Source organism: Pseudomonas azerbaijanoccidentalis, assembly GCF_019145495.1.
Lineage (GTDB): Bacteria > Pseudomonadota > Gammaproteobacteria > Pseudomonadales > Pseudomonadaceae > Aquipseudomonas > Aquipseudomonas azerbaijanoccidentalis.
Genome location: NZ_JAHSTU010000001.1, coordinates 479703 through 503597, shown reverse-complemented (window position 1 = coordinate 503597; position 23895 = coordinate 479703). Strand labels below are relative to the sequence as shown.

Below are 23895 nucleotides of genomic sequence, written 5' to 3'. Positions count from 1 at the left end.
CATGGCCGGCACTTCGCAGGTCGACGTCACCACAACGTCGGCGAATTTTCCAGCAACGATCGTGTGTATGCCGCCTGCGGTTGGTCCAGGACCTGATCGACCCTTCCCTGCTCCACCACACGACCCAATTTCAACACCAATACCCGGTCGGCAATGGCGCGAACCACGCCCAGGTCATGGGTGACGAACAGCAGCGTCAGCCCCTCACCTTGCAATTGCCGCAACAACGCCAGAATCGACGCCTGTACCGACACGTCGAGTGCCGAAGTGATTTCGTCGCAGATCAACAGTTTTGGCTCGCAAACCAACGCCCGTGCGATCGCCACGCGCTGACGCTCACCACCGGACAGGCTGTGAGGGTACTGCTCTGCCACGGAGGTCGGCAGTGACACACGCTTGAGCACCGCTTCCACCTTTTGCCGCGCGGCTGTGCCCTTGATGCCGAAGAAGTGCTCCAGTGGCGCACTCAAGGTTTGGTAAACCGTTTGCCGCGGATTCAGTGCCCGATACGGGTTCTGGAAGATGTACTGAATCTGGTGCCGTTGCCCTCCGTCACGTTGTCGCGCCGACAGGCTCAATAACTCGCCCGCGTAGTGCACCTCGCCTTCGGCGTTTTCTCCCAGGCCAGCAATGGCACGGGCCAGGCTGGTCTTGCCCGAACCGGACTCACCCACCAGCGCCAGGCATTCCCCGGCAGCCACACGCAGCGACACATCGAACAGAACCTGACGGTCATAGGCCACGTTCAGGTCTTTGATCTCCAGCAGTGGCGTGCGCTCCAACGCCTCGATGGCTGTCGACACCGAGGTTTGGCCGCGCAGCTGCAAGGCCTGAAGATGCGGCGCCAGACAGGCCACACGCTGCTCTGTAGAGAGGTCCTGCAATGGCGGTTCGAGCACCGAGCACGCCGCAACGCGACGCCCACACCGGGGCGCGAAGGCACAACCTTGCGGTCGCTGTCCCGGTGCCGGTGCATGCCCGGGAATCGCCAGTAAATCCCGTCGTTGCGACACATCGGGAATCGCCGCCAGTAAGCCACGGGTATAGGGATGAGCCGGTTGATGGAACAGCACTTCACGCTGCGCCACCTCGACGATACGCCCGGCGTACATGACCATCACCCGGTCCACCAGATCCTTGATCACCGCCAGGTCATGGGACACATACACCGCCGCCACACCCAGGCTTTTGCACAACCGACGCAACGTCGCCAGGATGTGGGCCTGGGTGGTCACGTCCAGCGCTGTCGTCGGCTCATCGAGGACGATCAGTACCGGACGCAAGACAAAAGCCAACGCCAGCATCACCCGTTGCTGCTGCCCTCCGGATAATTGATGGGGAAAGCGTCGCAAAAAAGCTGCGTCATCGGGCAGCCCGACATCGCGCAAAGTCTCGACGATGCGCTGCTGTTGCGCGGCGCGGTCCAGTTCGACCTGGTGAACGCTGAGGGTTTCCCGCAACAGACTGCCGATGCGCAGTGCCGGATTCAGCGCGGTCGCCGGGTCCTGGGCCACGTAACCGATCAGGCTGCCCCGAGCCCGACGCAGGTCTTCACCCGCCAGCGTCAACAGTGATCGACCAGACACTTCGACCTGCCCGCCAACAATCCGCGCGCCCCTTCGGGCATGGGCCAGCAAGGCGGTGGCCAGAGTGGTCTTGCCGGAACCGGACTCTCCGACCAATCCAAGAATTTCTCCGCGTTCAAGATCAAAAGTGACGCCGGACAACACGTCGATCTGTCCCGGCAACTCGACCCGCAAATCGCGAACCTGCAACACTTGCTTCGTCAGTACAGGGCCACGGGATTCGATCCCGGCAATGGCGTTCATGGCTGTTTCTCTCCGATCCTTGAACTGCTGCGGCCGATGCCTTCAGCCAGAATATTGGTGCCATAAGCAAAAATGCCGATCAGGATCGCCGGGGCCAATACCGCCCACGGCTGTACCAGCAAACCCGCCTGATTTTCGTTGATCATCAGCCCCCAATCAGCGGTGGGTGGCGCCACGCCGTAACCGAGAAAACTCAAGCCCGAGAGCATGCCCACGCCCCAGGTCAGCATGTTGCCGAAGTGCACCAGCAGCGGCGTAAGGATGTTCGGCAGGATTTCCTTGAACAGAATTCGCCGCCTCGAATACCCCATCATCTGCGCGGCCTCGACAAACTCCTGCCCCGCCACGGCCACCGCGCTGCCACGGGCCAGACGAATCACCCCCGGCGTGAAAGCGATGGACACGGTCAGCACAATCAGCCAAGGCGCGCGTCCCAGCATCGAGACAATCAACAGCACCAGAATCAGGTCGGGAAAAGCCAGTGACACGTCCGCCAACCAGGTGATCAACTGATCCAGCCGCCGTCGGGAAAACCCCGCCAACAACCCCAGCGTGCTGCCGGTCAACAATGCGATCGAAGCCGCCGCCACCGACATCCACAGCACTGAGAGGCCACCGCTGAGCAGGCGCGACAACACGTCGTGGCCGAGGAAGTCATAGCCCAACCATGCAGCACCCACCGGCGCGCCATACACCGAGCCGACCATTGCCGTTGGACTGTGCGGCGCCAGTAATGGCCCAAGCAGTGCCAGCATCACCACCGCCAGGGTGATCAGTGTGCCCTTGCGGGTTTGCGGTTCCGCCAGCCACGGTTGCCAGCGCAAGCGTCGGGAGTCATTCATGCATCACCTCTCAAGGCGCCTTGGATGGGGAGCGACGCCACCAGGGCTGGATGCCCCGGCGATTGCGCCGAATCATGGTTACCCGGCGTGCGGTCCGTAGTTTGGGAGTCAGCAACACCGTCAGCAGATCGGCGAACAGGTTGATCAGCACCACGCCCAGGGTGATCACCAACACGATGGCCTGAACCATCGGCAAATCGCGCATTTGAATCGCCGAGTTCAACGAGGTGCCAATGCCCGGATAGCTGAAGATCACCTCCGCCAACAAAGCACCACCGATCAACGTACGCAAAGTCAGGGCCACGCCCTGGATCGCCGGAATCAATGCATTGGGCAACGTGTGCCGCCAAACGATTCGCCACTCGGGAATCCCCCGTAGCCGGGCGGCGACAACGTAATCGGACTCCAGCGCTTCGATCATCGACGCCCGCACCATGCGCGTCAGGTACGGCAAGGCCGAGAGACTCAGGGCCAGCACCGGCAGCACCAGAAATTGCAATTGGCGCAGCAGTGATTTGTCCGGATCGAGAATCGACACCGCCGGGAGCACGTCTATGTGCGGCATGGAAAACAGCAACACCAGACCGATGGCCAAGAGAAAACCCGGGGTCGCCTTGAGGAAAATCAACAGCGACAGGCTCCAGCGATCCAGCCGACTGTCACGCCGCAAGGCCAGCGACACGCCAAGCAATAACGCCGCGGGCACCACCACTGCAATCACGCCTGCCAACAGCGCCAACGTGTAGCCGAAACGACCGAACAGAATGCTGCCGACCGGCGCATTGGAATCAAGCGACACCCCCAGCTCGCCGCTTAACGCATGGCCGAGCCAGCGCAGGTATTGCTCCAGAATCGGCCGATCCAGGCCTAACTGTTTTTGCAGCGTGAGGATGCTTTCCAGTGGCGCGTCCGGGCCGAGAATCACTCGCGCCGGGTCCGAGGGCAGTGCCTGCGTGGCAATGAACACCACCAGACTGATCACCCAGGCGGTCAGCAGGCCGTAGCCCAATCGTCCGATGAACCAGGAAAACCAGGCCGGCGTGCGCGGGGTTTTGCAGGACGGCTCAGGCATGGTTCACCCACATTTCGTCGAAGCGCCATGAGGCGAACGTCGTCTGCTCCGGGGCTAGTCCACCGACCCGGACGGAGGCTGCATCCAGCACGTCGTTGAAGCCCCAGATCAGCAAGCCGCCGCGCTCGTGTTGAATACTTTGCGCCTCGTGCACCAGAACCTTGCGTTGTGCCAGGTCGGGCTGCGCCAGTGCCTGTCGGTACAGCGAAGTGAAACGCTCATCATGGAAATTGCTGCGGTTGTAAATGGCCTGTGGCGCGTCGTTGTGCAGCGCCGACGCCAGAAAGCCGCGTGCCGGTGTCGAGCCCGGCGACATCAACCAGTTTTCCCGTTGCGGGCCGTTGAACACCGAGCCGTCGACCTGGGTGACCTTGATCTCGACCCCGGCTTTTTTCGCTTGCTGGGCAAACACCAGCGCCGCATTGACGCCCGGCCCCGGCGTGGTGGTCAGTTCCACCCGCAGGTCGTCCTGTCCCGCCTGACGCAAGAGTGATCGCGCTTGTTCCAGATCGTACGGACGCTGGGCAATGCTGTGGTTGTAGGTCGGGTCGTGGGGCGAATACAGGTCATTGGCGATCCGCCCGAAGCCATTGAGCCCACGGTCGACCAGTTCGCGACGGTCGGCCAATAGCCGAAACGCCTGACGCACGCGCTGATCCTGAAACGGCGCTTTGGCCAGGTTCAAGTTGAACCCGGTAAACGACGTGCTCGGCGACGCATACAACTTCAGTCGCGAATCAGCCTTGAGCAGCGCACTGTGCTCGGCCTGCACGCCGCTGGCGACATCGATTTGCCCGGCACGCAACGCCGCAGCGCGGGACACCTGATCCTTGAACTCGATGATTTCCAGTTCATCGGCATAGGGTTGGCCGGGTTTGTAGTAGTTTTCGAAGCGCTGGTAGAGCGAACGCTGGCCCGGAATGAAACTCTTGAGCTTGTACGGCCCGGCACCCACCGGATTGCTGATCGGGTCGTAATCGGTGGGGACAATGCCGCCGAAACTGATCAGGGTCTCATCCAGCGGATAGAAACTTTGTCCTTCCTTGAAACGTATTTCAATGGTGCGCTCGTCCAGTTTGCGCAGGGCATTTCGGTCGATCGCCCCCACCAGTCCGGCAAAGGGCGAAGCCAGTTTCGGGTCGGTCAGGCGCAAGATCGAGAACAGCATGTCGTCGGCGCCAATGCTCTTGCCGTGGTGAAACTCCAGCCCCGGCTTGATGCGAATGATCCAGGCGCTGGCATCCGCGTTGGGCTCGGCAAATTCCGCCAGGGCCAGACGCGTGCTGACATCGGTGTTCCACTCCCAGAACTTGCTGTACAACGCCCAGCCGCGAATGATCCCGCCGCCCACCGGTTTGTGCGCGTCGAGGTTGCCGGACTGGTCGCCATCGATAATGCCGACCCGAAGACGACCGCCCTGCACCGGCGTGCTGGACAACGCTGCTGCGCCACTGACGGCTGCTCCACTGTCGCAACCGCTGAGCAGACTGCTGCCAAGTATCAGGCCGCCACCGACCGCCAGGCCGTTACCGAGAAATGTACGCCGGGAAAATCCTTCGCTCATGACTGACTCCTCAGGCCCGCTCGACCACGTTGGCGCGTTGTGGCGCAGGCGCATCGGCCCGTAGGCGCGGCACCTCGAAACCGTGATCCAGGTCGAGCAACGGGAACAGAAGATCCGCGACCCGGTGCGCTTCATCGATCAGCGGGAAACCGGAGAGAATGAATGCCGACGTGCCTTGGGCTTCGTATTCACGAATGCGCTCGGCGACTTGCTCGGCGCTGCCCACCAGATAAGTACCCGCGGCCGGGCCGAGGATGTTGAAACCGAACAGGCTCGGACCGAGCCAGACGTTGGGGTAGATCTCCAGGTCCCTTGCCGTGGGCAGACGACCTGCACGAATGGCCTCGACGTTGCGCTGGATTTGCGGGTCGTCGCTGTGGAAGTTGTCCAGGGTTTCGCCGGGGGGCAGTTGCCGTTCGATGGCCGTGCGCGCGGTTTGCAGCGAGGTGCGTTGCAAGAGTTTTTCGGCGTGGGCCCAGGCTTCTTCTTCGGTTTCACGGACAATGATTTGCAGGCGCGTGCCGAAGGTCAGTTCGCGGCCGATTTTCGCGGCCTCTGCCGCCACTTTGCGAAACTTCTCGCCAAGTTTGGGGGGCGTGTTGGCGAAGCTCAGGTAGACGTCGAGCAACTGCACCGAATGGGCAACGCCGGGGCCTGAGGTGCCGGCACCCCACAACGGAATGCCTGGTTTCTGTTTGGGTGAGTGCCAACCGCCCAGTGGATGGTGCGCAGCGGCTGGTGCGCGAGGGGCAAGCTTGACGTATTGACCGTCATAACCCGAGGTGTCGCCAGCGTAGAAGCTCTGGAAGGCGCGCCAGTATTCGAGGCTGAAGTCATAGCGCTCATCGTGTGGGTAATGCACACCAAGTGTTGCCAGGCCGGCGTCGTTGCCGTTGACGACGTTGAACAACAGGCGACCGTTGGAGAATTGATCGAATGTCAGCGCCCACTTGGCCAATACCGCTGGTGATAATTCGCCGGGGTGTTGCGCCACCAGAAAACGCAGGCGCTGGGTGGCATCGATCAACGCAGCGGAAACCGCCAGGCTTTCGTTGGGGCTGGAACCCAGCAGTGATCCGTAATACCCCAGGCGATCGCTGGCCACGGCGAGTTGCTTCAGATGTTCGAAATCGGTTTTCCAGCGGCCTTCCGGCTCCCACGGGTAAGGCCCGTCGGGGGTGGTGAGGTACCAGAGAATTTTTACAGCCATGGGCGTGTTCCTTGTTTATGTGTCGACCGATCGGCCGCCGTAAACCCGATCCCTGTAGGAGCTGGCTTGCCAGCGATGAGGCCGGCAAACATGGCGGTATTCTTGAGGCCGCCATCGCTGGCAGGCCAGCTCCCACAGGGTGTGTTGACCGGGGGATTGGCGGGTCAGGCGCGGCGGTCGATGGCGGGTACCAGGCCCAGTTCGGTGGCGTGTTCGTACAGGCCGCTCATTTTCCATTGCTGGGTCAGAACGCCCGGCCCATAAGGACGGGACCCGCCCAAGGCGTCGGCGAGCAATTGCAGTTGCGCGCCCTCTTCCAGCAACAGGATGAATTCAGCGGTGGCGCGCAAGCCTTGCTTGCCCCATACGGTGGAGCCGCCGTTGGCTTCCAGAATGGCCAGGTTGAAAGGGTTCTCTTTGATCTTGTCGAGGATGAAATCGACTTCCGGCTGACGCCGGTCGATGTACACCGGCAGCTCGCGGGCCAGTTGATAGCGCTGCACCGGCACGTAGTGAAATGGCAGGGTGCGATGGGTCTGCGCCCAGGCACCGAGGTATGGCGAATGCACATGGGACACGGTGGTGATGTCGGCATGCTGTTGGAACAGCTTGGTGTATCGCCCCAAACCGCCCTTGCCTTTGCCGTAAATCACCTTGCCTTCAAAATCGGTGACCGTCGCTTGCAGCGGTTTACGGTAATTCCATGGGCCGCCGTAGTTAACCGACACCAGCAGTTCCTGACCCGGCACTCGCTCGATGAAACCGACGGTGCCATTGGCCGTAATGGTGTTGGTTTCACGGAACACGGTGAAGGCTTCTTCAGCCTCGATCAGCACCTTGTCGATAAAGTTCTTAAGTTCTTCGCTGATCAATTGTTCGTTGATTGGCTTTTCGTTGACGAGAATGGTCATGGCATTTCTCCGGATTCAGGCGCGGCGCTTGGCCAGCAGTTCATGGGCGGCTTGCAACGGGCGCGGATCGACCCAGTCGGCGATCGAAAAGTCGCGTTCAAGGAAGCCGTGCAGATAAAGAAAATCTTTCTGGGTATCGAGAAACTCAAGGCGCTGCGAAGACAGATCTGGCGCCAGCGTGGTGTGGAATTCACCGCGATAGGCCTCTGCGACCCCAGCGCTGCCGGCGCGGGTTTCTTCTTCCAGAATGGCGTTCAGTGCCTCGCGGTTATTGGCGGCCCAGTCAGCGGCATTGAGGGTTTGAGCGAGAAACCGCACCACCAGGTCGAAGTGGTTGTCGAGCAGGCTTTGGTGGACGGTGATCGGACGCGGCGTACCGTTGTTGATGCGATAGCGCGGCTCGGCGATCAGGTCCAGGTCGATGCCTACCACCAGCCCGAGACGACGTGCAGCGTCGGCGGCGGAAGCGCCTTTGACGTAAACCGCGTCTACCTCACCGCGTACCAGGTAATCGAGCCCCGACCACAGTCGTTGCAAACCCTCCTGTGGGTTCGCCGCTCGCTCCTGATCCTGAAGGGCGACTTCCACCAGTTCGACATCATCGAAGCCCAGCCCGGCCAGGCTCAGCGCGCCTTTATAGCCGTGCAGACTCATGGCCCGAGCGATGCTCCCCGGACGGCTCTCGCCCCAGGCGGGCAGCGCCAGACGCTTGCCTTTTAGATCCTGCGGCCGGCTGATGCCGGAGTCCGGACGAACCAGAATGGTTTGCCATTCTTCGATCCAGGTCAGGCCGATCAAACGACTTGGCGCACCAGCCGCCCGCGCCGCCAGTGCCGGTACGTTTCCGCCTTCGCGAAACAGCCCCGGCAGTTCGTGATCGTAGTGGTGATGACCCAGTTGACGGGTCTCCTGCAAGGTCGAAACCGGCAGGCCATCGGCGGCGAACTCATCGCTGAGCCAGCCGAGTTTGTAAGCGATTCCGGAGGCCGTCGGCACCGGGCATCGGGTGAACCAGATCTGATCCAGCTCAGCCTGGGTATCGGGTCGGGTTTGTTTGGCAGCAAGCGTCATGGGCAGCTCCATCTGGTTAGAAGTCAGTCGCGGTGACTGTTGCCAGAGCTATTGCAGTGCCCGTGCCAAAAGCTGAAAGCCTTGGTTTTAAAGGGTTTCAGGCCTTCGTGCGCAAATGCCGGCCTCTCAATTGCTGGCCTGCCAGCAGCGTTGCGCGACGACTGCTGCTGGTCGAGCAATCGCCGCCATCGCGCTGCTTCTCCAGCAGCACCTGACGCGCCTTCACCGCGCCAGACCCAGCACCGCACGGGTTTTAAAGCCCTTGGCGCAGAACTTGCTCAAGGCCCATTCAACATCCGAGGAACACCGACGAACCAGTGGGAGCTGGCCTGCCAGCGATTGGTCATCGAGCCTTGCGCCGCTCTCGACGATGCCATCGCCGGCAGGCCAGCTCCCACAGGGGGGCAAACGGTCATCAGATCAATAATCAGAGGTACTGCAATGAGCAATGTTGAACATCAGCCCACCGGCCAACTCATCCAGGAGCAAGCCCCGATCCGATTGCTGCAAAGCGAAGCCCAGGCCATCGCCGTGGCCAGGGAAATCGCTCTGGAGATTGCTGAAATCGCTGCCGATGCCACCCGGAACGGCCAACTGCCCGAGCGCCAGGCGCAACTGTTGTCCGAAAGCGGCCTGACGGCGATTGGCGTTCCCAAGGCGTTTGGCGGGCTCGGTGCTTCAGTGGAAACCATCGTTGAAACCGTGCGGCTCATTTCCGTTGCCGACGGTGGCGTCGGTCAGCTGCTGCAAATCCATAACGTCATGCTGCGGGGCATTTTCACCGGGTACTCCGATGAGATTCGCGACCGACTGATCCGCGACGTGTTGGCCGGCAAGCGTTTCGGCAATGCCTTGGCTGAAGTGGGCGGCAAGAACAAGTTCGCACTCAAGACCCGGGTCGAGCGTCGCGCCGATGGCAAGCTGATCCTCAATGGCAGCAAGTTCTACTCCACCGGTTCCTACCTGGCCGAGTGGATTTCCCTGACCGCCGCCAGCGACGACGGCGGCGCCGGGGTACTGCTCAACCGCAATACCCCAGGCCTGACCCTGGTCGATGACTGGGAAGCCTTCGGCCAGAAGAACTCGGTGAGCGGCACGGTGATCTTCGACAACATCGAACTCGACGAAGGCTTCGTCTCGCAGCGCAAAGGACCGATGAAACGCACAGGCCTGACCTTCCCGCAGATTCTCCACGCAGCCATCGACACCGGCATTGCCGAGGGCGCGTTGTCGGCCGCCGTGCAATACCTCAATCACCACGCCCGCCCCTGGGTGGAAAGCGGCGTCGATCACGCCAACCAGGAACCGCACATCATCAAACAGATCGGCGAATACGCCGTGGCCTTGCGGGGCGCGCAATCCTTGCTGCGGGATGCGGCACGGGTGTTCGACCAACACGAACTGGACCCGGACAACAAGGCACTGCAAGACGAACTGATTCTCTCGGTGGCCACCGCGCGTGCCCATTCCGATGCGGCCTCGCTGAAGATCTCCAGCGACATTTTTTCCCTGCTCGGCGCCAGCTCGTCACTGAGCAAATGGAACCTCGATCGCTTCTGGCGCAATGCCCGTGTCCACACCACCCACGACCCGATCCGCTGGCGCCTGCATCACGTCGGCAATTACTACCTCAATGGTGTCGATCCGGGCGAATACACCGCAATCCTCAACGCCAAGGAAAAACAGGGTGCCACCAGCCCTGGGCGATGAGTCGGGTTCACGCGGCTCCTGCAAACGGAATTTGAAAACACCGACAAACCTGTGGGAGCTGGCAAGCCGGCTTCTACAGGTTTGTCGGGTGTCGCACCTATCTCAGAGCAATTAAATGATCGAAAAACACCCCCTATTGCGCAGCCTGGCGATTTACCGGGAAATGCCCTGGCGTTTCACGTTGGTAGCGGCGCTGTTCATTGCTGTGAACCTTGGGTTGGTCTGGCAGCAATGGCTGATCGGGCATGCGGTCAACGATGTCAGCGCCGGTCGCGCGGTGATCCGCCAAGCCGATGGCAGCCTGGATGCCGGCCTCGGCTGGTACTGGTTGTGGCTGATGCTCGCGGTGGCCGTAGGCCGTGGCGCCTTGCAATACGCCGCCAGCGTGTTGTCGCTGGTGCTCAGCCAGGAACTGCTGACGCGTCTGCGCGAGCGCATCCTGCAACAGGTACAAACGCTGCACCTGGGTTATCACTGGCAGCACGGCATGGGTGAAATGATCACGCGCACCACCCGTGATGCCGACAAGGTGCGTGATGCGCTCATCAGCTTCTGGCGCCAAGTGGTAGAGACGCCACTGGTGGTGCTGGCAACCGTCGGCCTGCTGAGTTGGTACAACCCGCTACTGGGCCTGGTTCCGTTGTTGCTGACGGTGTTTGGCCTGTGGATTTTCGTACGCCAGACCGAGCGTCTGGTCACGCTTGATCGAGCGGTTGGCGAAGCCTATGACCGGGTCAATCAGGACCTCAGCGAAGGCATCAGCGGAGTGCGGGTAATCAAATCGTTTGGCCTGGAACACAGCCGGATTCAGCGCTTCGCCTCGCAAGTCTCGGTGTTCGCCAACCACGCCCGCGACGCCCTTGCCTACTCCAGCTCGCGCATCCCCCTGCCCCAGGCCGTCGTTGCATTGGGACACGTATGGATACTGGTGTACGGCGCTCATCTGGTGGCGGCCGGCCGGTTAGGCATCGGTGAACTGGTCACTTCACTGCTGATCGCCACCACCCTGGTGTTTCGCATCGAAGGCATCGGCCGCGTCATGCAAACCTTTGCAGATGCCCGCTCCAGTGCCGAACGTATCTGGCAACTGCTGGACGAACCCGCCGCGATTCGCAGCGGTGATTACAACCTGCCCGATTCGCCGCTGGGGCTGAAACTGGAGCACGTCAGCGTCAGTGCTCCCGGTGGCGGAAGAGAGATTCTGCGTGACTGTTCGCTGACGTTGCAGCCGGGGGAGATCGTTGCTCTGGTGGGTGCGACCGGCACCGGCAAAAGCCTGCTGGCAAGCCTGTTGCCGCGTCTGAGCGATATCAGTTCCGGCCGCTTGCTGATCGGCTCTGACACGACTGGCTGGCAGGACATTCGTCAGTTGAACCTCGACGAACTGCGGCGCCGGGTGCATGTGGTGCCGCAAGAAAGCTTTTTGTTTTCCGACACGCTCGCGGCCAATCTGCGCCTGACGGCACCGTACGCCAGCGATCAACAGTTACGTCATGGTTTGCGCCTGGCGGCCGCTGAAGATGTGCTTGAACGTCTGCCCCTAGGTTTGGCCACGCCACTCGGGGACCGTGGCGTGACACTGTCGGGTGGACAGCGCCAACGCCTGAGCCTGGCCCGCGCGTTACTTGGCGCGCCGGACATCCTGTGCCTGGACGATGCCACCAGCGCACTGGATGCCATCAGCGAGCGCCAGGTGCTGAACAACATTCGTCAGCTGCGCCGTGATCGGGGGCGGGCCACCACCTTGCTGGTGATCTCCAGCAAGCTCTCGACCATCCTCCTGGCGGACCGCGTGCTGATGCTTCAGGACGGTCGGATCGCCGCCAGCGGTACCCATGCCGAACTGTTGAAAACCTCTACTGATTATCGCGACCTGCTAGGGATCGACCATGGCTAACCCAATCGCCGGCAAAGCCTTGAGCGATATCGAAATTGAAGAAATGCTGGCCAAAAAAGCCCTCGACCGCAGCATGTTCAGTCGGCTGTTGCCGCTGCTCAAACCGATTCGCCGACACATTGCCGGTGTCATCGGCATTGAGCTTTTGCTGGTATTCACGGTGTTCCTTCGGCCTTGGTTCGTCCGTGAATTGCTTGACCGTGGGTTGATTCAACAGAACGACCACTGGTTGCTCGATGAGCGTCTCGTGCTTTGGCTTGGCTTGGGTCTGGCAGCCAGTTGGCTGGGGCGATTCCTGCTCGCCGGGGTCTCCCAGTTCGTGGCCGGCAGTGCGGCGATCCGGGTGCTGAATGACCTTCGAGTGCGGGTGTTTGCGCACGTCCAGAGCCTGAGCGTCAGCTATTTCGACCGGACCAAGGCCGGTCGGATCATTTCCCGTGTCGACCGCGACGTCGATGCACTCGAACCGCTACTGATTCAGGGGCCTCCCGAACTGCTGGGGGCTTTGCTGCGCTGCGCACTGGCGTCGGTGATGCTCTGGCGCATCGATCCACGGTTTTTTCTGAGCCTGGCCGCGACCGTGCCTTTGCTGGTGCTGGCGACCTGGAGTTTCAAACGCATCTCCCAGCGCAACTGGGCCAAGGTCGCGGAGAACCGCAGTCGTTTCACTGCGCATTTGGTGGAGAGCGTCAGCGGCGCGCGCATGTTGCAGCAGTGTGCCCAGCAATCGCCCAACCTGCGGCGCTATCGCGGACTGTTGGATGACTTTAATCACGCGCTGATTCGCGGCAGCTTGCGGTCTGGTTGGTTCGCGCCCTTTACCGCCTTGCTCAGTTCGGCGGGCATGGCAGTGCTGTTGCTGGTGGGCGCTTACGGCTTGGCGCAGGCCGATGTGACCGTGGGTCAGATCGCGGAGAGCCTGTTTTATGTGTTCCTGTTCCTCGGGCCGTTGCAGGAGCTATCGGACCTGTTCGAACGCTACGCCACGGGTTCGGCTTCGGCGCAGCGCATCTTCCTGCTGCTCGACACCCGCCCGGAAATCAATGACAGCGCTGCGCCACAACGGATAGGCAAAGCCCGCGGCGAAGTGAGTTTTGAACAAGTGCGGTTCAGCTACGATGCCAACAGTGCATCGCCGGTGATTAACGATCTTGATCTGCACATTCCTGCCGGTGAGGTGTTGGCGATAGTCGGCCCCTCAGGCCATGGCAAGAGCACGCTGGTGCAGTTGTTGACGCGCTTCTATGAGGTGCAGTCGGGTGCCGTCAGGCTGGATGGCATTGATGTTCGCAACCTGTCCCAGCATGAGTTGCGGCGTAACGTCGGCGTGGTCTTGCAGGACAATGTGTTGTTCAGCGGCAGCATCCTCGACAACCTGCGTCTGGCAGCGCCCCACGCTGACGATGCAAGCCTGATTGCAGCGGCCCGGGAGCTGGGCGCGGACGAAGTGCTGGAACGTTTGCCACACCAGTACCAGACCGAAGTCGGGCCTCTGGGCGGGCACTTGAGCCATGGCCAACGGCAGTTGGTTTGCCTGGTGCGCGCCTATCTCGCAGATCCGGCAGTGCTGGTGCTCGACGAAGCGACCTCAGCCGTTGACATCCACACCGAGCGCCGAATACAGCGAGCGTTTCGCCGGCTCTGCGAAGGTCGCACCGCCATCATCATCGCCCATCGCCTGGCGACCATTCGCGATGCCGACCGTATCGCGGTCATTCGTCAGGGGCGCCTGGTCGAGCAAGGGCCGCACAGCCAACTGATCGATCAAGGTGGGGCTTATGCGGCGTTGTACCAGACGTACCTTCGCAGTGCCGAGGCGGGTTCGTCCATTGATGAGATTGTCGCCACTGCTTCAGCGTGATCGAAACCGCCATCGCCGGCAGGCCGGCTCCCACAGAATCGGGTTCACAACACCGCCTTGTAGGAGCTGACTTGCTAGCCATGGCGTCCTCAAAAACCGCGCAGAAACCAGCGGCCTCATCGCCGGCAGGCCGGCTCCTACAAATGCGCGTGCGATGAACGCTCCTTGTTGCACGCCGAGCAACCATTGCTGACGGACTGCTGCTACAGAAGCACCCTCGCCTTCCATCTCTCCCCGATTCCCCGTCAAAGCCCCAGCCCTGTTGGCGATCACCCGGCTCGCCGAGCATGGCATGTCCGTTGCAACCACCCTGACAAGGCGTCCTCGCACCTGCGCGACGCAACGCGTACTTGAATCAGGAGCACCCCATGAGCACTGAGTTTTTCTGGCGCCTGCCGCTGGGCACCGATGGTCCGCAACTGACCACCGACAAGCACAACCGCGGCAACCCGCATTATCGTCCCGGCAACATCGCACCCGGGCGCTTGCCCAACGGTGAACCCGACGACTTCACCTACATCGACTACATCGCCCAAGTCGCCAAAGCCGCAGAACTGGCCGGTTTCGAAGGTGCCTTGCTGCCCACCGGGCCAGAACCATGGATCGCCGCAGCAGCACTGGCCCGGGAAACCCGTCGGATCAAATTTCTCATCGCCTTCCAGGCGACCTGGACCCTGCCGGCCTACGCCGCGCAACAAGCCGCCATCCTGCAAAACCTCAGTCGCGGGCGCCTGGAGTGGAACATCATCACCGGTGGCAACCCCGCCAGTCAGCGGGCCAACGGCGACTACCTGGAACATGACCTGCGCTACAAGCGCACGGGCGAATTCCTCGACATCATTCAGGGCCTCTGGCAGAACGAGCGCTTCTCCTATGACGGCGATATCTATCAACTGGAGAACGGTGCCCTGCCCCACGGCCTGCAAAACGAACGCAAACCCGGCGTGTACTTTTCCGGGTTCTCCGATGCTGCGCTGGATGTGGCCGCCAAACACGCCGATGTTTACCTGAACTGGGCCGAGCCCATCGACAAGCTCAAGCCGCACATCGAACGCGTACGTGAGCTGGCAGACAAACAGGGGCGCAGCGTGCGCTTCGGTCTGCGGGTCGACCTGTTCGCCCGGGAAACCGAAGAGTTGGCTTGGAAAGATCTGCGTCGCCAGTTCGACAAGCTCGAAGGCAAGAGCAGCGTGGTCGCCAAGGGTTTCACCAGCGGCTCCGATTCGGTCGGTGGCGCACGCCAGACCGCCTACCACCAGAACATCGACCGCTTCGACGACCTGATCATCGGCCCGAACCTGTGGGCGGGTTTCGCCAAGGCTAAACCGGGGCCGACCGTGGGTCTGGTGGGCAGCCACGAGAACATCGCCGAACGCCTGGTGGAATACCGCGACGCGGGTTTCTCAACCTTCATCCTCGCCGGCAACCCACACCTGGAAGAAGCACTGCGCATTGGGCAGGAAGTCCTGCCGCTGGTGCACCAACGCCCTGCCGTCCAGACGGCAACTCAATTGAAGGCCAGCGCCTGAGCGCTGCGGGAGAATTTCTGATGACTCAACCCCTCGACACCCTGTGGTACACCCGCTGTCCGGTTCCCACCGGGCTTGGCATTGCCGTGCAAAAAGGCTGGCTGCAAGACACCGTTGGCGCATTGGGCACACAGGTGCAGTCATTGCGTGAATCCACCGACAAGGCGGTGCGGGAATCGCATTTCGATCACACGCTGCGCAATTCCGTGCGCCATGGCGGCAATATTCCGGCGATCTGGGCGCGTGCCCAAGGACGGGAGACACGCGTTATTGGTCTGTCATGGGCCGATGAAGTGCAACTGATCCTGACCCTTCCAGGCAGCGGCATCAAAACCGTCAAGGACCTGAAGGGACGCCGTTTCGGCTTGCCCGACTGGGCCGGTGCGCAGATCGATTTCACCCGCGCCCAAGCCCTGCGCGGGCTGGAAAACGCCCTGATTCTGGAAGGCTTGCAGGTCGGTGACGTGCAATTGGTGAACTACCGCTATGAAGGCACCTTCAGCGACCCGCAGGTCAGTACTGTGAACGGCACGCCGGTCAGCGCGCAGCGGGTCGAGGGACGCAACCTGGAATTGGTCGGCCTGCTGCGCGGCGAGGTCGATGCGATTTTCCTCAAAGGCGCCAGCGCCGCTCGCCAGGCCCATGAATTCGGCCTGCATACGGTGATCGACACCGGCTCGCACCCCGAGCCGCTGATTCGCAGCAACAACGGCACCCCTCGCACATTGGCAGTAGACCTGAACCTGCTGGACAACCACTTCGACATCGCCACCGGCATTCTCGATTCCGTACGCCGCGCCGAACATTGGGCTCACACCCATCCAGAAGACACGCGCCGCTACCTGGCCCGCGAAACCAACAGCAGCGAATACTGGGTCAGCGCCGCTTATGGCAACGACGCTCACCTGCGCCTGCGCACCGAACTGGATGAACAAGCGATTGCTGCATTGCAAGACTTCACCCACTTCCTGCATCGCTGGCGCTTCATCCCGCAAAGTTTCGACGTGCGCGACTGGATCGACCCTCGCCCACTGGACGCGCTGCTGCAAACACACACCGCGCTGGCGGGCTAACCCGCCAGGTTTCATGGACTCGAACTGAAGGCCTTTATGAGCAAACCACTCGATACGCTTTGGTACACCCACAGCCCTGTTCCCACGGGATTGGGCATCGCTGTGCAATCCGGTCGACTGGCGGAAGCCTTTCTGCCGTTCGGCACCAATATTCAATCCCTGCGCGAGTCCAGCGAACGGGAAGTTCGCGAAGCACATTACGACCATCACCTGAAAAACTCCGTGCGTCATGGCGGTAATATCCCGGCCATCTGGGCCTACGCCAGCGGCGTACAGACCCGAGTGCTGGGGCTGTCGTGGAGCGACGAGGTGCAGTTGATCCTGACCACCGCAGAAAGCGGCGTGAAGAGTGTTCGCGACCTGAAAAACCGGCGCTTCGGCGTGCCTAAATGGGCCAACGTGCAGATCGACTTCACCCGCGCCCAAGCCCTGCGCGGGCTGGAAAACGCTCTCAAGCTCGAAGGCCTCGAGGTGTCGGATGTTGAGCTGGTGGACTACCCCTATGGCGGCACCTACAGCGATGACCAGAAACAGCATGTCTACGGCTCGGAAGTCAGCCTCGGCGTAACGCGCTTCAGCCGTCGCAACAACGAACTGATCGGCCTGTTGCGCGGCGACATCGATGCGATTTTCCTCAAGGGCGCCCACGCTGTGCACTTGGCTAACGAATTCGGTTTGCAGGTGGTGATCGATACCGGCTCGCACCCCGACCCGCTGATTCGCTCGAACAACGGCACGCCGCGGACGCTGACCGTTGATACTCACCTGTTGCATGAGCATTTCGACGCCAGCGTGAAAATCGTCGATACCGTGCTGCGCACAGAGCAATGGGCATGGGCCAATCCGGATGAAACCCGGCGTTTTCTGGCCCGTGAGCTGAACACCAGCGAGTACTGGGTAGCTGCGGCCTACGGTGAGGATGCTCACAGGCGTTTGCGCACGACCCTCGATACCCGCTCCATCGAGGCGCTGCAGGATTTCACCGATTTTCTGCATCGCTGGGACTTTATCCCGCGGCGATTCGATGTGCGCGACTGGATCGATTTCAGCGTACTGGAAAACGTCATCGGCTCTACCTCTCGCCTGGCGGTTTGAGTTCTTCTTCGTCAGCAATACCGCCATCGCCAGCAAGCCGGCTCCTTCAGGTCATGCGCAAACCTTGTAGGAGCCGGCTTGCTGGCGATGGCGTTCGAAAGACAAACACACTGCTTGCCTGGCAACACCCTCTCGCCCCCTTCCTGCTGCTACAGCAACACTCGCCAAGCAACTTCTGCTGAATGTCTGGCAGGCGCTTTAGTCCGGACTGGATCCAACTAACAAAACCCTTGAAAAACCTGATGAAGCCGAACTTTCAATAACATTAAAACCCTTTATAAACAGCCACATAACAAAACTAACGCTCCAGAAAAATCTCTTGGCACGATCTCTGCTCTATCCCCATTAGTGAAACTTTATTGGGGGAGACTTAAATGCATAAACTTAATCCGATCACCAAGAGTATCTGGCTTGCCTTGTTACTGGCCGGGGGCGTCAGCGAGGGGGTGCTGGCAGCAGACACCACTGAAGCCGACAGCAGTAAAACCACCACCGAACCGTCACTCAAGACCGTGACCGTCACCGCTCAGCACCGCGAAGAAACCCTGCAAGAGGTTCCGGTGGCAGTGTCGGCAGTTCAGGGCACCGCCCTGGTTGCCGATGGCGTGCGTAACATGGGCGACATCACCACCTTCGTACCAAACGCATCGGCCAAGAACCCGGATGGCGACGGACGACCACGTTGGTACATCCGCGGTCTGGGTACCGGTGATACCGGCGCCGCGACCGTGTACCCGGTGGGCATCTACGCCGACGACGTGTACCTGAACGCGCCGATTGCCGGCGGCGGTCCGCTGTTCGACCTGGAGCGCATCGAAATCCTGCGCGGGCCGCAAGGCACGCTGTACGGCAAGAACACCACCGCGGGCGCGGTCAACGTCATCTCGAAAAAGCCGACTTTCGACACGGACGGCTTCGGCACGATCGGGTTTGGCACCAAGAACGAACGCATCGTCAGCGGCGCTCTGGGGGGAGCGCTGGTGGATGACAAACTCGCCGCTCGGGTCTCGTTGTATTCCGAAGAGCGTGATGGCTTCCAGGACAACCTGGTCGACGGTAACACCTACGGCGACGTCAACAAAAAAGCCGTGCGCCTGCAGTTTCTTGCTCAGGTCAATGACGACCTTGAGGCGTTGCTGAAGGTCCACAGTCGAGAATACAAAGGTGATGGCAGCAACGGTTCGCTGACCGAGGGACGCTATTACAATGTTGGCTATCAAAGACCCAGCGGGCGCGATATCGCCATCAACGTCAATGAAGACTCCAAGCTCAATCACGACGGCACTTCGCTGACTCTGAACTGGCATCTGGGCGATTACACCCTCACGTCCATCAGTGCCTACGACTACATTCGCGGGCAGTCCACCAGCGACGCCGACTACACGCCTTATGAGGTCAACGGCGCGGCAATCTCCGACAACAAATACTCGCAGTATTCCCAGGAACTGCGCCTGGCCTCGCCGCAGCAGGAAACCTTGCGCTGGCTGCTGGGTGCGCACTACTTCCACGAAGACCTCGACAGCTCGGCACAGCGCCTGATTACACCAGGCCCGACGCCAAACGGCACCGGCTCGAACCAGACTGGCGGCGCCACTGACTTTCGTGACTTGAGCTACGACCACACCACCGACAGTTACGCGTTGTTCGGCAACCTGACCTACGACTTCACCGATAACTTCTCCGTGACCGGTGGCCTGCGCTGGACCCAGGAAAAGAAAGACATCGACCTCGACCTGACCCAACTGACCCGCATCACCGCTAACGGCCCACTGGTGCCACTGGCCGGTGTCGGCACCAATGGCAATCGTCAGGAAGACAAGACCTGGGAAGCCTGGACCTATGACCTGACGCCGGAATACCGGATCAACGACAACGTGCGCGTGTTCTTTCGCTATGCCCACGGTTTCCGTTCCGGCGGTTTCAACACCGGCCTGTCCACCAGCCTTTCGCAGCTGACCACGGTGGATCCGGAACAACTCGACGCCTACGAAATCGGCCTCAAGTCCGAATGGTTCGACCACCGTCTGACGGCCAACGCCAACATTTTCTATTACGACTACTCGGACATTCAGGTGAACCTGCTGACGGTCAACAACGGCGTGCTTACCACGGCGCTGACCAACGGCGCCAAGGGCACGGTCAAGGGCGCCGAGCTGGAACTGGAAGCCCAGCCGACCGACTACCTGCACTTGCGTGCGGCGGTATCGTTCCTCGACACCGAATACACCGACTTCAAGAACACCAACCCCAATACCGGTGTCGTGACCGGTGATTACAGCGGCAACAGCTTCGTGCGTTCACCGCGCAACGTGGTGGCGCTCGGTGCCGATTACACGTTCCCGCTGGAAATCGGGGGCAAGCTCGTCGCCGGTGGCGATGTCAGTTATCGGGACAAGGAATACTTCCTCGCCGATCGCCAGAGCAGTGCCGACAAGACCCTCAGCCAACCGCACTACACGCTGGCCAACACTCGTCTGACCTGGTTCAGCCCGGATGAAAAACTCAGCGTCACGGGGTTTGTGAACAACGTCACCGACCGTCGCTACCAGGTGCATGGTCGTCCGAACGGCACCCTGGGCCAATACGTCATCACCTACGGCGACCCGCGCACCGTAGGCCTGAGCGTCACCAGCCGCTTCTGATCCTGCCTCCACGCCAAACTTTGTAGGAACTGCCGCAGGCTGCGATCTTTTGATCTTGATGTGAATCAAAAGATCGCAGCCTGCGGCAGCTCCTACAAGGTGTTCATACGCCTTAAAGGAATTTACCCATGTTCCATCACACCCCGTTGGCCGGCGCTATCGCGCTGGTCATTGGCAGCCTTGCCATGCCCGTCATGGCTGCCGACGCTCAACCCGGCGCAAGTAGCGAACACCTGGACACCGTGGTCGTACTCGGTACCCGCCGAAGCGACGTCACCGCACTGGAAAGCGCCGCGCCGATCGATGTCCTGTCCGGCGAGCAGCTGGAACAGACCGGCGCCAGCGATCTGTCCGGCGCACTCACCGCACTGTCGCCCTCGTTCACGTATCCGCAATCGCCCCAAGGGGCCTTTGCAGGTTCCATCGCCCAAGGCGCATCGTTGCGCGGCCTGGCGTCTGATCAGGTGCTGGTGCTGGTCAACGGCAAACGTCGCCACACCAGCGCCAACGTCACCCGCCAAAGCCTGGTCAATGGCCGTGGCGCGGCGGCCGTCGATTTGAGCCTGATTCCCCTGAGCTCGATTCAGCGCGTGGAAATCCTTCGCGACGGTGCCGCAGCCCAATACGGCTCAGACGCCATCGCCGGTGTGATCAACATCGTGCTCAAGGAAAAGGACGACGGAGGCAACGTCGGATACCGCTTCGGCGGCTACGACAAGGGCGACGGCATCCAGCGCAAACTCAGCGGCTGGAAAGGCATCGCCCTGCCCAACGACGGCTTCCTGACCCTGGGCTTCGACGCCGGCAGCCAAGACCCGGCCAGTGACACCAACCCGGACAACCGGATCTTTTATCCCGGTTCCACCAGCATCAACACGCCCCGCGAGCAAAACAATCGCTATCGCACCTGGCGCTGGGGCTCGGGCAATGTCTCGGACCAGTACAACTTTGCGCTGAACAGTGAGGTTGGCATCGGCGAAGGTCTGACCGCCTATGGCTTTGCCACCTACTCCCACAAAAACACCGACGCCGAAGGCTTCTTTGATCCGCCCACCACCTTGCGCAACAACTACAGCAGCACGGCATTGCAACGCTTCCCGGACGGACGCCTGCCCATCACGCGCTATTCGCTGGAAGACTATGCATTGACCGGCGGCGTGCGTTACGAAGACGAACAGTTGGGCAAGTTCGACTTCGCCGTGAACCATGGCGACAACACCCTGGATTCCACCGACCGTAACGCGATCAACCCCAGCTGGGGTGCCGACAGCCCGGAAAAAATCTACACCGGCAGACGTGAGGCCGACCAGACCAACGTGACCCTGGACTGGGTGCGGGATTTCCCCACCGACCTGCTGTTCAAGCCGCTGACACTGTCAGCCGGCCTGGCCTGGCGTCAGGAGAACTATGAACTGAGCGAAGGTGAAGCCGCGGGATTGCAGAACGGCCCGCTCTTCAATACCGTCGACCCGGTCACGCGGCGGCGCATTCCGGGTTACTACTCGGGCATCACCCAGGTCGATGCGGCCTCGCTGGACCGCAATGTCTTGGGTGCCTACATCGATGTCGAAGGCCAGATCACCGAAAAATTCCAGGCCGGCGTCGCGGTGCGCACCGAGCACTATTCGGACTTCGGCGACACCACCAACGGCAAGCTATCCCTGCGCTATGACTTCACCCCGCAGATTGCCGCCCGAGCCACGGCCAGCACCGGCTATCGCGCGCCGTCGCTGGTTCAGAGCGGTTTGTCGTCGTTCAGCGTGCAGGTGGTGGAGCAACCACCCGGCAGTGGCAACTTTGTCGAAGTGCAGCAACGCACCCTGCGTGCGGACAGCCCGGAGGCAGCGCTACTGGGCGGCCAGTCGCTCAAACCCGAAGAATCCACCAGCTATTCCCTGGGCCTGGTCTGGCGCCCGTTGGCCAATGCCTCGGTGACGCTGGACGCCTACCGCATCGATATCGACAACCGCATCACGCTCTCCGACCAATTGCCCGCGTCAGTGGTCTCGCCCATTTTCGCCGGTACGCCCTACGCAAACATTCAGAGTGCGGCCTTCTACACCAACGTCGCCGACACTCGCACCGATGGGATAGAGCTTGCCAGCAACTATCAGCTGGACCTACAGCAATGGGGCCAACTGAACCTGAACGCCGGCGTGAGCCAGAACAACACCAAAATTACCGCCCTGCGCGATGTCGGCAACATCAAGGGTTCGCAGATTGTCGGCCGCACCACCCAAGGCCTGATCGAAGACGGTACACCTGAAACCAAGCTGATCCTGAGTGCCAACTGGCTGTATGACGGCTGGGGCGTCACGGTTGCCCAGCGCCGGTATGGCGAATGGAAAAGCCTCAACTCGACCAACCCTGCCCTGGACCAGACCTACAGCCCGCAATGGGTGACCGACCTGGACCTGTCGTACACCTTCAACAAAACCCTGAAGGTGTCGCTGGGGGCGATCAACCTGTTCGATACCCATCCGGACAAGGCTGACGGTGCGCAACTGTACGGCGTACCGAAGTACTCGATCACCAGCCCTGAAGGCGCGCAAGGCGCTTTCTATTACACCAGCGTCAGCTACGACTTCTGATGAGGTTGCTGGAGGGGTGTTGCTCTGGCAGCAGTGGGTGCTGACCAGGCATCAATCCGCGGTTTTCGTGGCGACGCCATCGCCGGCAGGCCGGCGCCCACAGGTCCTGCACCGTCCTGTGGGAGCTGGCCTGCCAGCGATGGCGTCATCACGTCCAGGCAATATCTACCGTGGCTGGCACAGCTCTTGCGATACCCCCTGCGTACTTCGCCGACATAAGACCTGCCATGCGTACCCAACGACTGTTGTCCTCCCTGACCTGGCTCCTCTCCCCCGCTGCCCTGCTGTTGCTCTGGGCGGTGGTGGCCGAGGCCGGAATTTTTCCGCGCAACCTGTTGGTTCCTCCCGCGCAGGTGTGGCGAACCTTCGAAGACTTGTCGGCCAGCGGTGAGTTGCTCGAACACCTGCTCAACAGCCTGTCGCGCCTTGGTCTGGGGTTCGCTATCGGCTCACTGTCGGGCGTGGCTTTCGGCGTGCTCATGGCGCTCTCGAAAAACGTCCAGATCTACTGCTCGCCGCTGTTCCACACCCTGCGCCAGATTCCCAGCATCGCCTTGATCCCGATGTTCGTGCTGCTGTTCGGTATCGATGAAACCTTCAAGATCATCATCGTCGCCAAGACCGCGTTCTTCCCGGTGGCGCTGGCCGCCAGCGAAGGTGTCAAAGGCATTCCGCGCAGCTACTTCGAAGTGGCAGACGTCTATCGACTGCGCTGGCCGACGTTCGTCCGCGAGATTGCCCTGCCTGCTGCCGCGCCACCGATCATCATCGGGTTCCGCATCAGCCTGACCCGCGCCTGGGTGGTGCTGGTGGCCACCGAGTTGCTGGCCGCCGACAGTGGCCTGGGGCAAATGATTGAAATGAGCCGACAAATGTTGCGCATCGATGTGGTGATGGTCGGTGTGGTCGTCACAGGCGTGATCGGTTTCGTACTCGACTTCAGTTTTCGCCAACTCGAACAGCGGATGTTCCGCTGGCAGACCCGCTAGGAGCCGCTG

16 protein-coding genes are annotated in these 23895 nt (G+C 61.2%); 9 read left to right on the top strand and 7 right to left on the bottom strand.

The window, feature by feature from the left end; all coding sequences use genetic code 11:
* Positions 1-26: 26 nt before the first annotated feature.
* The 7 genes from KVG88_RS02220 to KVG88_RS02190 form a co-directional block, all read right to left on the bottom strand.
* On the bottom strand, positions 27-1829 hold the full coding sequence (locus tag KVG88_RS02220; protein ID WP_217870170.1) for a dipeptide ABC transporter ATP-binding protein: 1803 nt from the start codon (positions 1827-1829) through the stop codon (positions 27-29).
* The gene (locus KVG88_RS02215; protein WP_150700421.1) at positions 1826-2671 is read right to left on the bottom strand and encodes an ABC transporter permease; all 846 of its coding nucleotides are present in this window, start codon (positions 2669-2671) and stop codon (positions 1826-1828) included. The genes KVG88_RS02220 and KVG88_RS02215 overlap by 4 nt, the downstream gene beginning before the upstream one ends.
* Positions 2672-2681: 10 nt before the next feature.
* Entirely contained in the window at positions 2682-3743 is a 1062-nt protein-coding gene (locus KVG88_RS02210) for an ABC transporter permease (RefSeq protein WP_217870169.1), read from the bottom strand.
* Entirely contained in the window at positions 3736-5307 is a 1572-nt protein-coding gene (locus tag KVG88_RS02205; RefSeq protein WP_217870168.1) for an ABC transporter substrate-binding protein, read from the bottom strand. Before KVG88_RS02205 ends, KVG88_RS02210 begins: the two co-directional genes overlap by 8 nt.
* 10 nt (positions 5308-5317) lie before the next feature.
* Entirely contained in the window at positions 5318-6517 is a 1200-nt protein-coding gene (locus tag KVG88_RS02200; protein WP_217870167.1) for an LLM class flavin-dependent oxidoreductase, read from the bottom strand.
* A 164-nt stretch (positions 6518-6681) separates the two neighbouring features.
* Entirely contained in the window at positions 6682-7428 is a 747-nt protein-coding gene (locus KVG88_RS02195) for a class II aldolase/adducin family protein (RefSeq protein WP_150700417.1), read from the bottom strand.
* Positions 7429-7443: 15 nt separating this feature from the next.
* Positions 7444-8499, bottom strand: a complete 1056-nt coding sequence (locus tag KVG88_RS02190; RefSeq protein ID WP_217870166.1) for an ABC transporter substrate-binding protein — start codon at positions 8497-8499, stop codon at positions 7444-7446.
* A gap of 441 nt (positions 8500-8940) precedes the next feature.
* Between KVG88_RS02190 and KVG88_RS02185 the strand changes: the two genes are divergently transcribed.
* The 9 genes from KVG88_RS02185 (at position 8941) to KVG88_RS02145 (ending at position 23886) form a co-directional block, all read left to right on the top strand.
* Entirely contained in the window at positions 8941-10209 is a 1269-nt protein-coding gene (locus KVG88_RS02185) for an acyl-CoA dehydrogenase family protein (RefSeq protein WP_217870165.1), read from the top strand.
* A 115-nt stretch (positions 10210-10324) separates the two neighbouring features.
* A complete protein-coding gene (locus KVG88_RS02180; RefSeq protein ID WP_217870164.1) occupies positions 10325-12106 on the top strand; it encodes an ABC transporter ATP-binding protein in 1782 nt (593 codons plus the stop codon).
* Complete coding sequence (locus KVG88_RS02175) at positions 12099-13967, top strand: ABC transporter ATP-binding protein (RefSeq protein ID WP_217870163.1); 1869 nt, start codon at positions 12099-12101, stop codon at positions 13965-13967. Before KVG88_RS02180 ends, KVG88_RS02175 begins: the two co-directional genes overlap by 8 nt.
* Before the next feature lie 368 nt (positions 13968-14335).
* Positions 14336-15496 (top strand): LLM class flavin-dependent oxidoreductase, encoded by a 1161-nt coding sequence (locus KVG88_RS02170; RefSeq protein WP_150700411.1) that lies wholly within the window; start codon positions 14336-14338, stop codon positions 15494-15496.
* Positions 15497-15516: 20 nt separating this feature from the next.
* Positions 15517-16569, top strand: coding sequence for an ABC transporter substrate-binding protein (locus KVG88_RS02165; protein ID WP_217870162.1), 1053 nt, complete (start codon positions 15517-15519; stop codon positions 16567-16569).
* A 36-nt stretch (positions 16570-16605) separates the two neighbouring features.
* Positions 16606-17664, top strand: coding sequence for an ABC transporter substrate-binding protein (locus KVG88_RS02160; RefSeq protein ID WP_150700409.1), 1059 nt, complete (start codon positions 16606-16608; stop codon positions 17662-17664).
* A gap of 374 nt (positions 17665-18038) precedes the next feature.
* Positions 18039-20306, top strand: a complete 2268-nt coding sequence (locus tag KVG88_RS02155) for a TonB-dependent receptor (protein WP_217870161.1) — start codon at positions 18039-18041, stop codon at positions 20304-20306.
* Positions 20307-20434: 128 nt separating this feature from the next.
* On the top strand, positions 20435-22897 hold the full coding sequence (locus tag KVG88_RS02150; protein WP_217870160.1) for a TonB-dependent receptor plug domain-containing protein: 2463 nt from the start codon (positions 20435-20437) through the stop codon (positions 22895-22897).
* A 227-nt stretch (positions 22898-23124) separates the two neighbouring features.
* A complete protein-coding gene (locus KVG88_RS02145) occupies positions 23125-23886 on the top strand; it encodes an ABC transporter permease (protein ID WP_217870159.1) in 762 nt (253 codons plus the stop codon).
* Positions 23887-23895: the final 9 nt, after the last annotated feature.

Coding starts and splice junctions, on each gene's coding strand:
- KVG88_RS02205 (WP_217870168.1), bottom strand. CDS start 5,307: ATGAGCGAAGGATTTTCCCGGCGTACATTTCTCGGTAACGGCCTGGCG.
- KVG88_RS02185 (WP_217870165.1), top strand. CDS start 8,941: ATGAGCAATGTTGAACATCAGCCCACCGGCCAACTCATCCAGGAGCAA.
- KVG88_RS02200 (WP_217870167.1), bottom strand. CDS start 6,517: ATGGCTGTAAAAATTCTCTGGTACCTCACCACCCCCGACGGGCCTTAC.
- KVG88_RS02170 (WP_150700411.1), top strand. CDS start 14,336: ATGAGCACTGAGTTTTTCTGGCGCCTGCCGCTGGGCACCGATGGTCCG.
- KVG88_RS02190 (WP_217870166.1), bottom strand. CDS start 8,499: ATGACGCTTGCTGCCAAACAAACCCGACCCGATACCCAGGCTGAGCTG.
- KVG88_RS02150 (WP_217870160.1), top strand. CDS start 20,435: ATGTTCCATCACACCCCGTTGGCCGGCGCTATCGCGCTGGTCATTGGC.
- KVG88_RS02145 (WP_217870159.1), top strand. CDS start 23,125: ATGCGTACCCAACGACTGTTGTCCTCCCTGACCTGGCTCCTCTCCCCC.
- KVG88_RS02210 (WP_217870169.1), bottom strand. CDS start 3,743: ATGCCTGAGCCGTCCTGCAAAACCCCGCGCACGCCGGCCTGGTTTTCC.
- KVG88_RS02160 (WP_150700409.1), top strand. CDS start 16,606: ATGAGCAAACCACTCGATACGCTTTGGTACACCCACAGCCCTGTTCCC.
- KVG88_RS02165 (WP_217870162.1), top strand. CDS start 15,517: ATGACTCAACCCCTCGACACCCTGTGGTACACCCGCTGTCCGGTTCCC.
- KVG88_RS02195 (WP_150700417.1), bottom strand. CDS start 7,428: ATGACCATTCTCGTCAACGAAAAGCCAATCAACGAACAATTGATCAGC.
- KVG88_RS02220 (WP_217870170.1), bottom strand. CDS start 1,829: ATGAACGCCATTGCCGGGATCGAATCCCGTGGCCCTGTACTGACGAAG.
- KVG88_RS02180 (WP_217870164.1), top strand. CDS start 10,325: ATGATCGAAAAACACCCCCTATTGCGCAGCCTGGCGATTTACCGGGAA.
- KVG88_RS02175 (WP_217870163.1), top strand. CDS start 12,099: ATGGCTAACCCAATCGCCGGCAAAGCCTTGAGCGATATCGAAATTGAA.
- KVG88_RS02155 (WP_217870161.1), top strand. CDS start 18,039: ATGCATAAACTTAATCCGATCACCAAGAGTATCTGGCTTGCCTTGTTA.
- KVG88_RS02215 (WP_150700421.1), bottom strand. CDS start 2,671: ATGAATGACTCCCGACGCTTGCGCTGGCAACCGTGGCTGGCGGAACCG.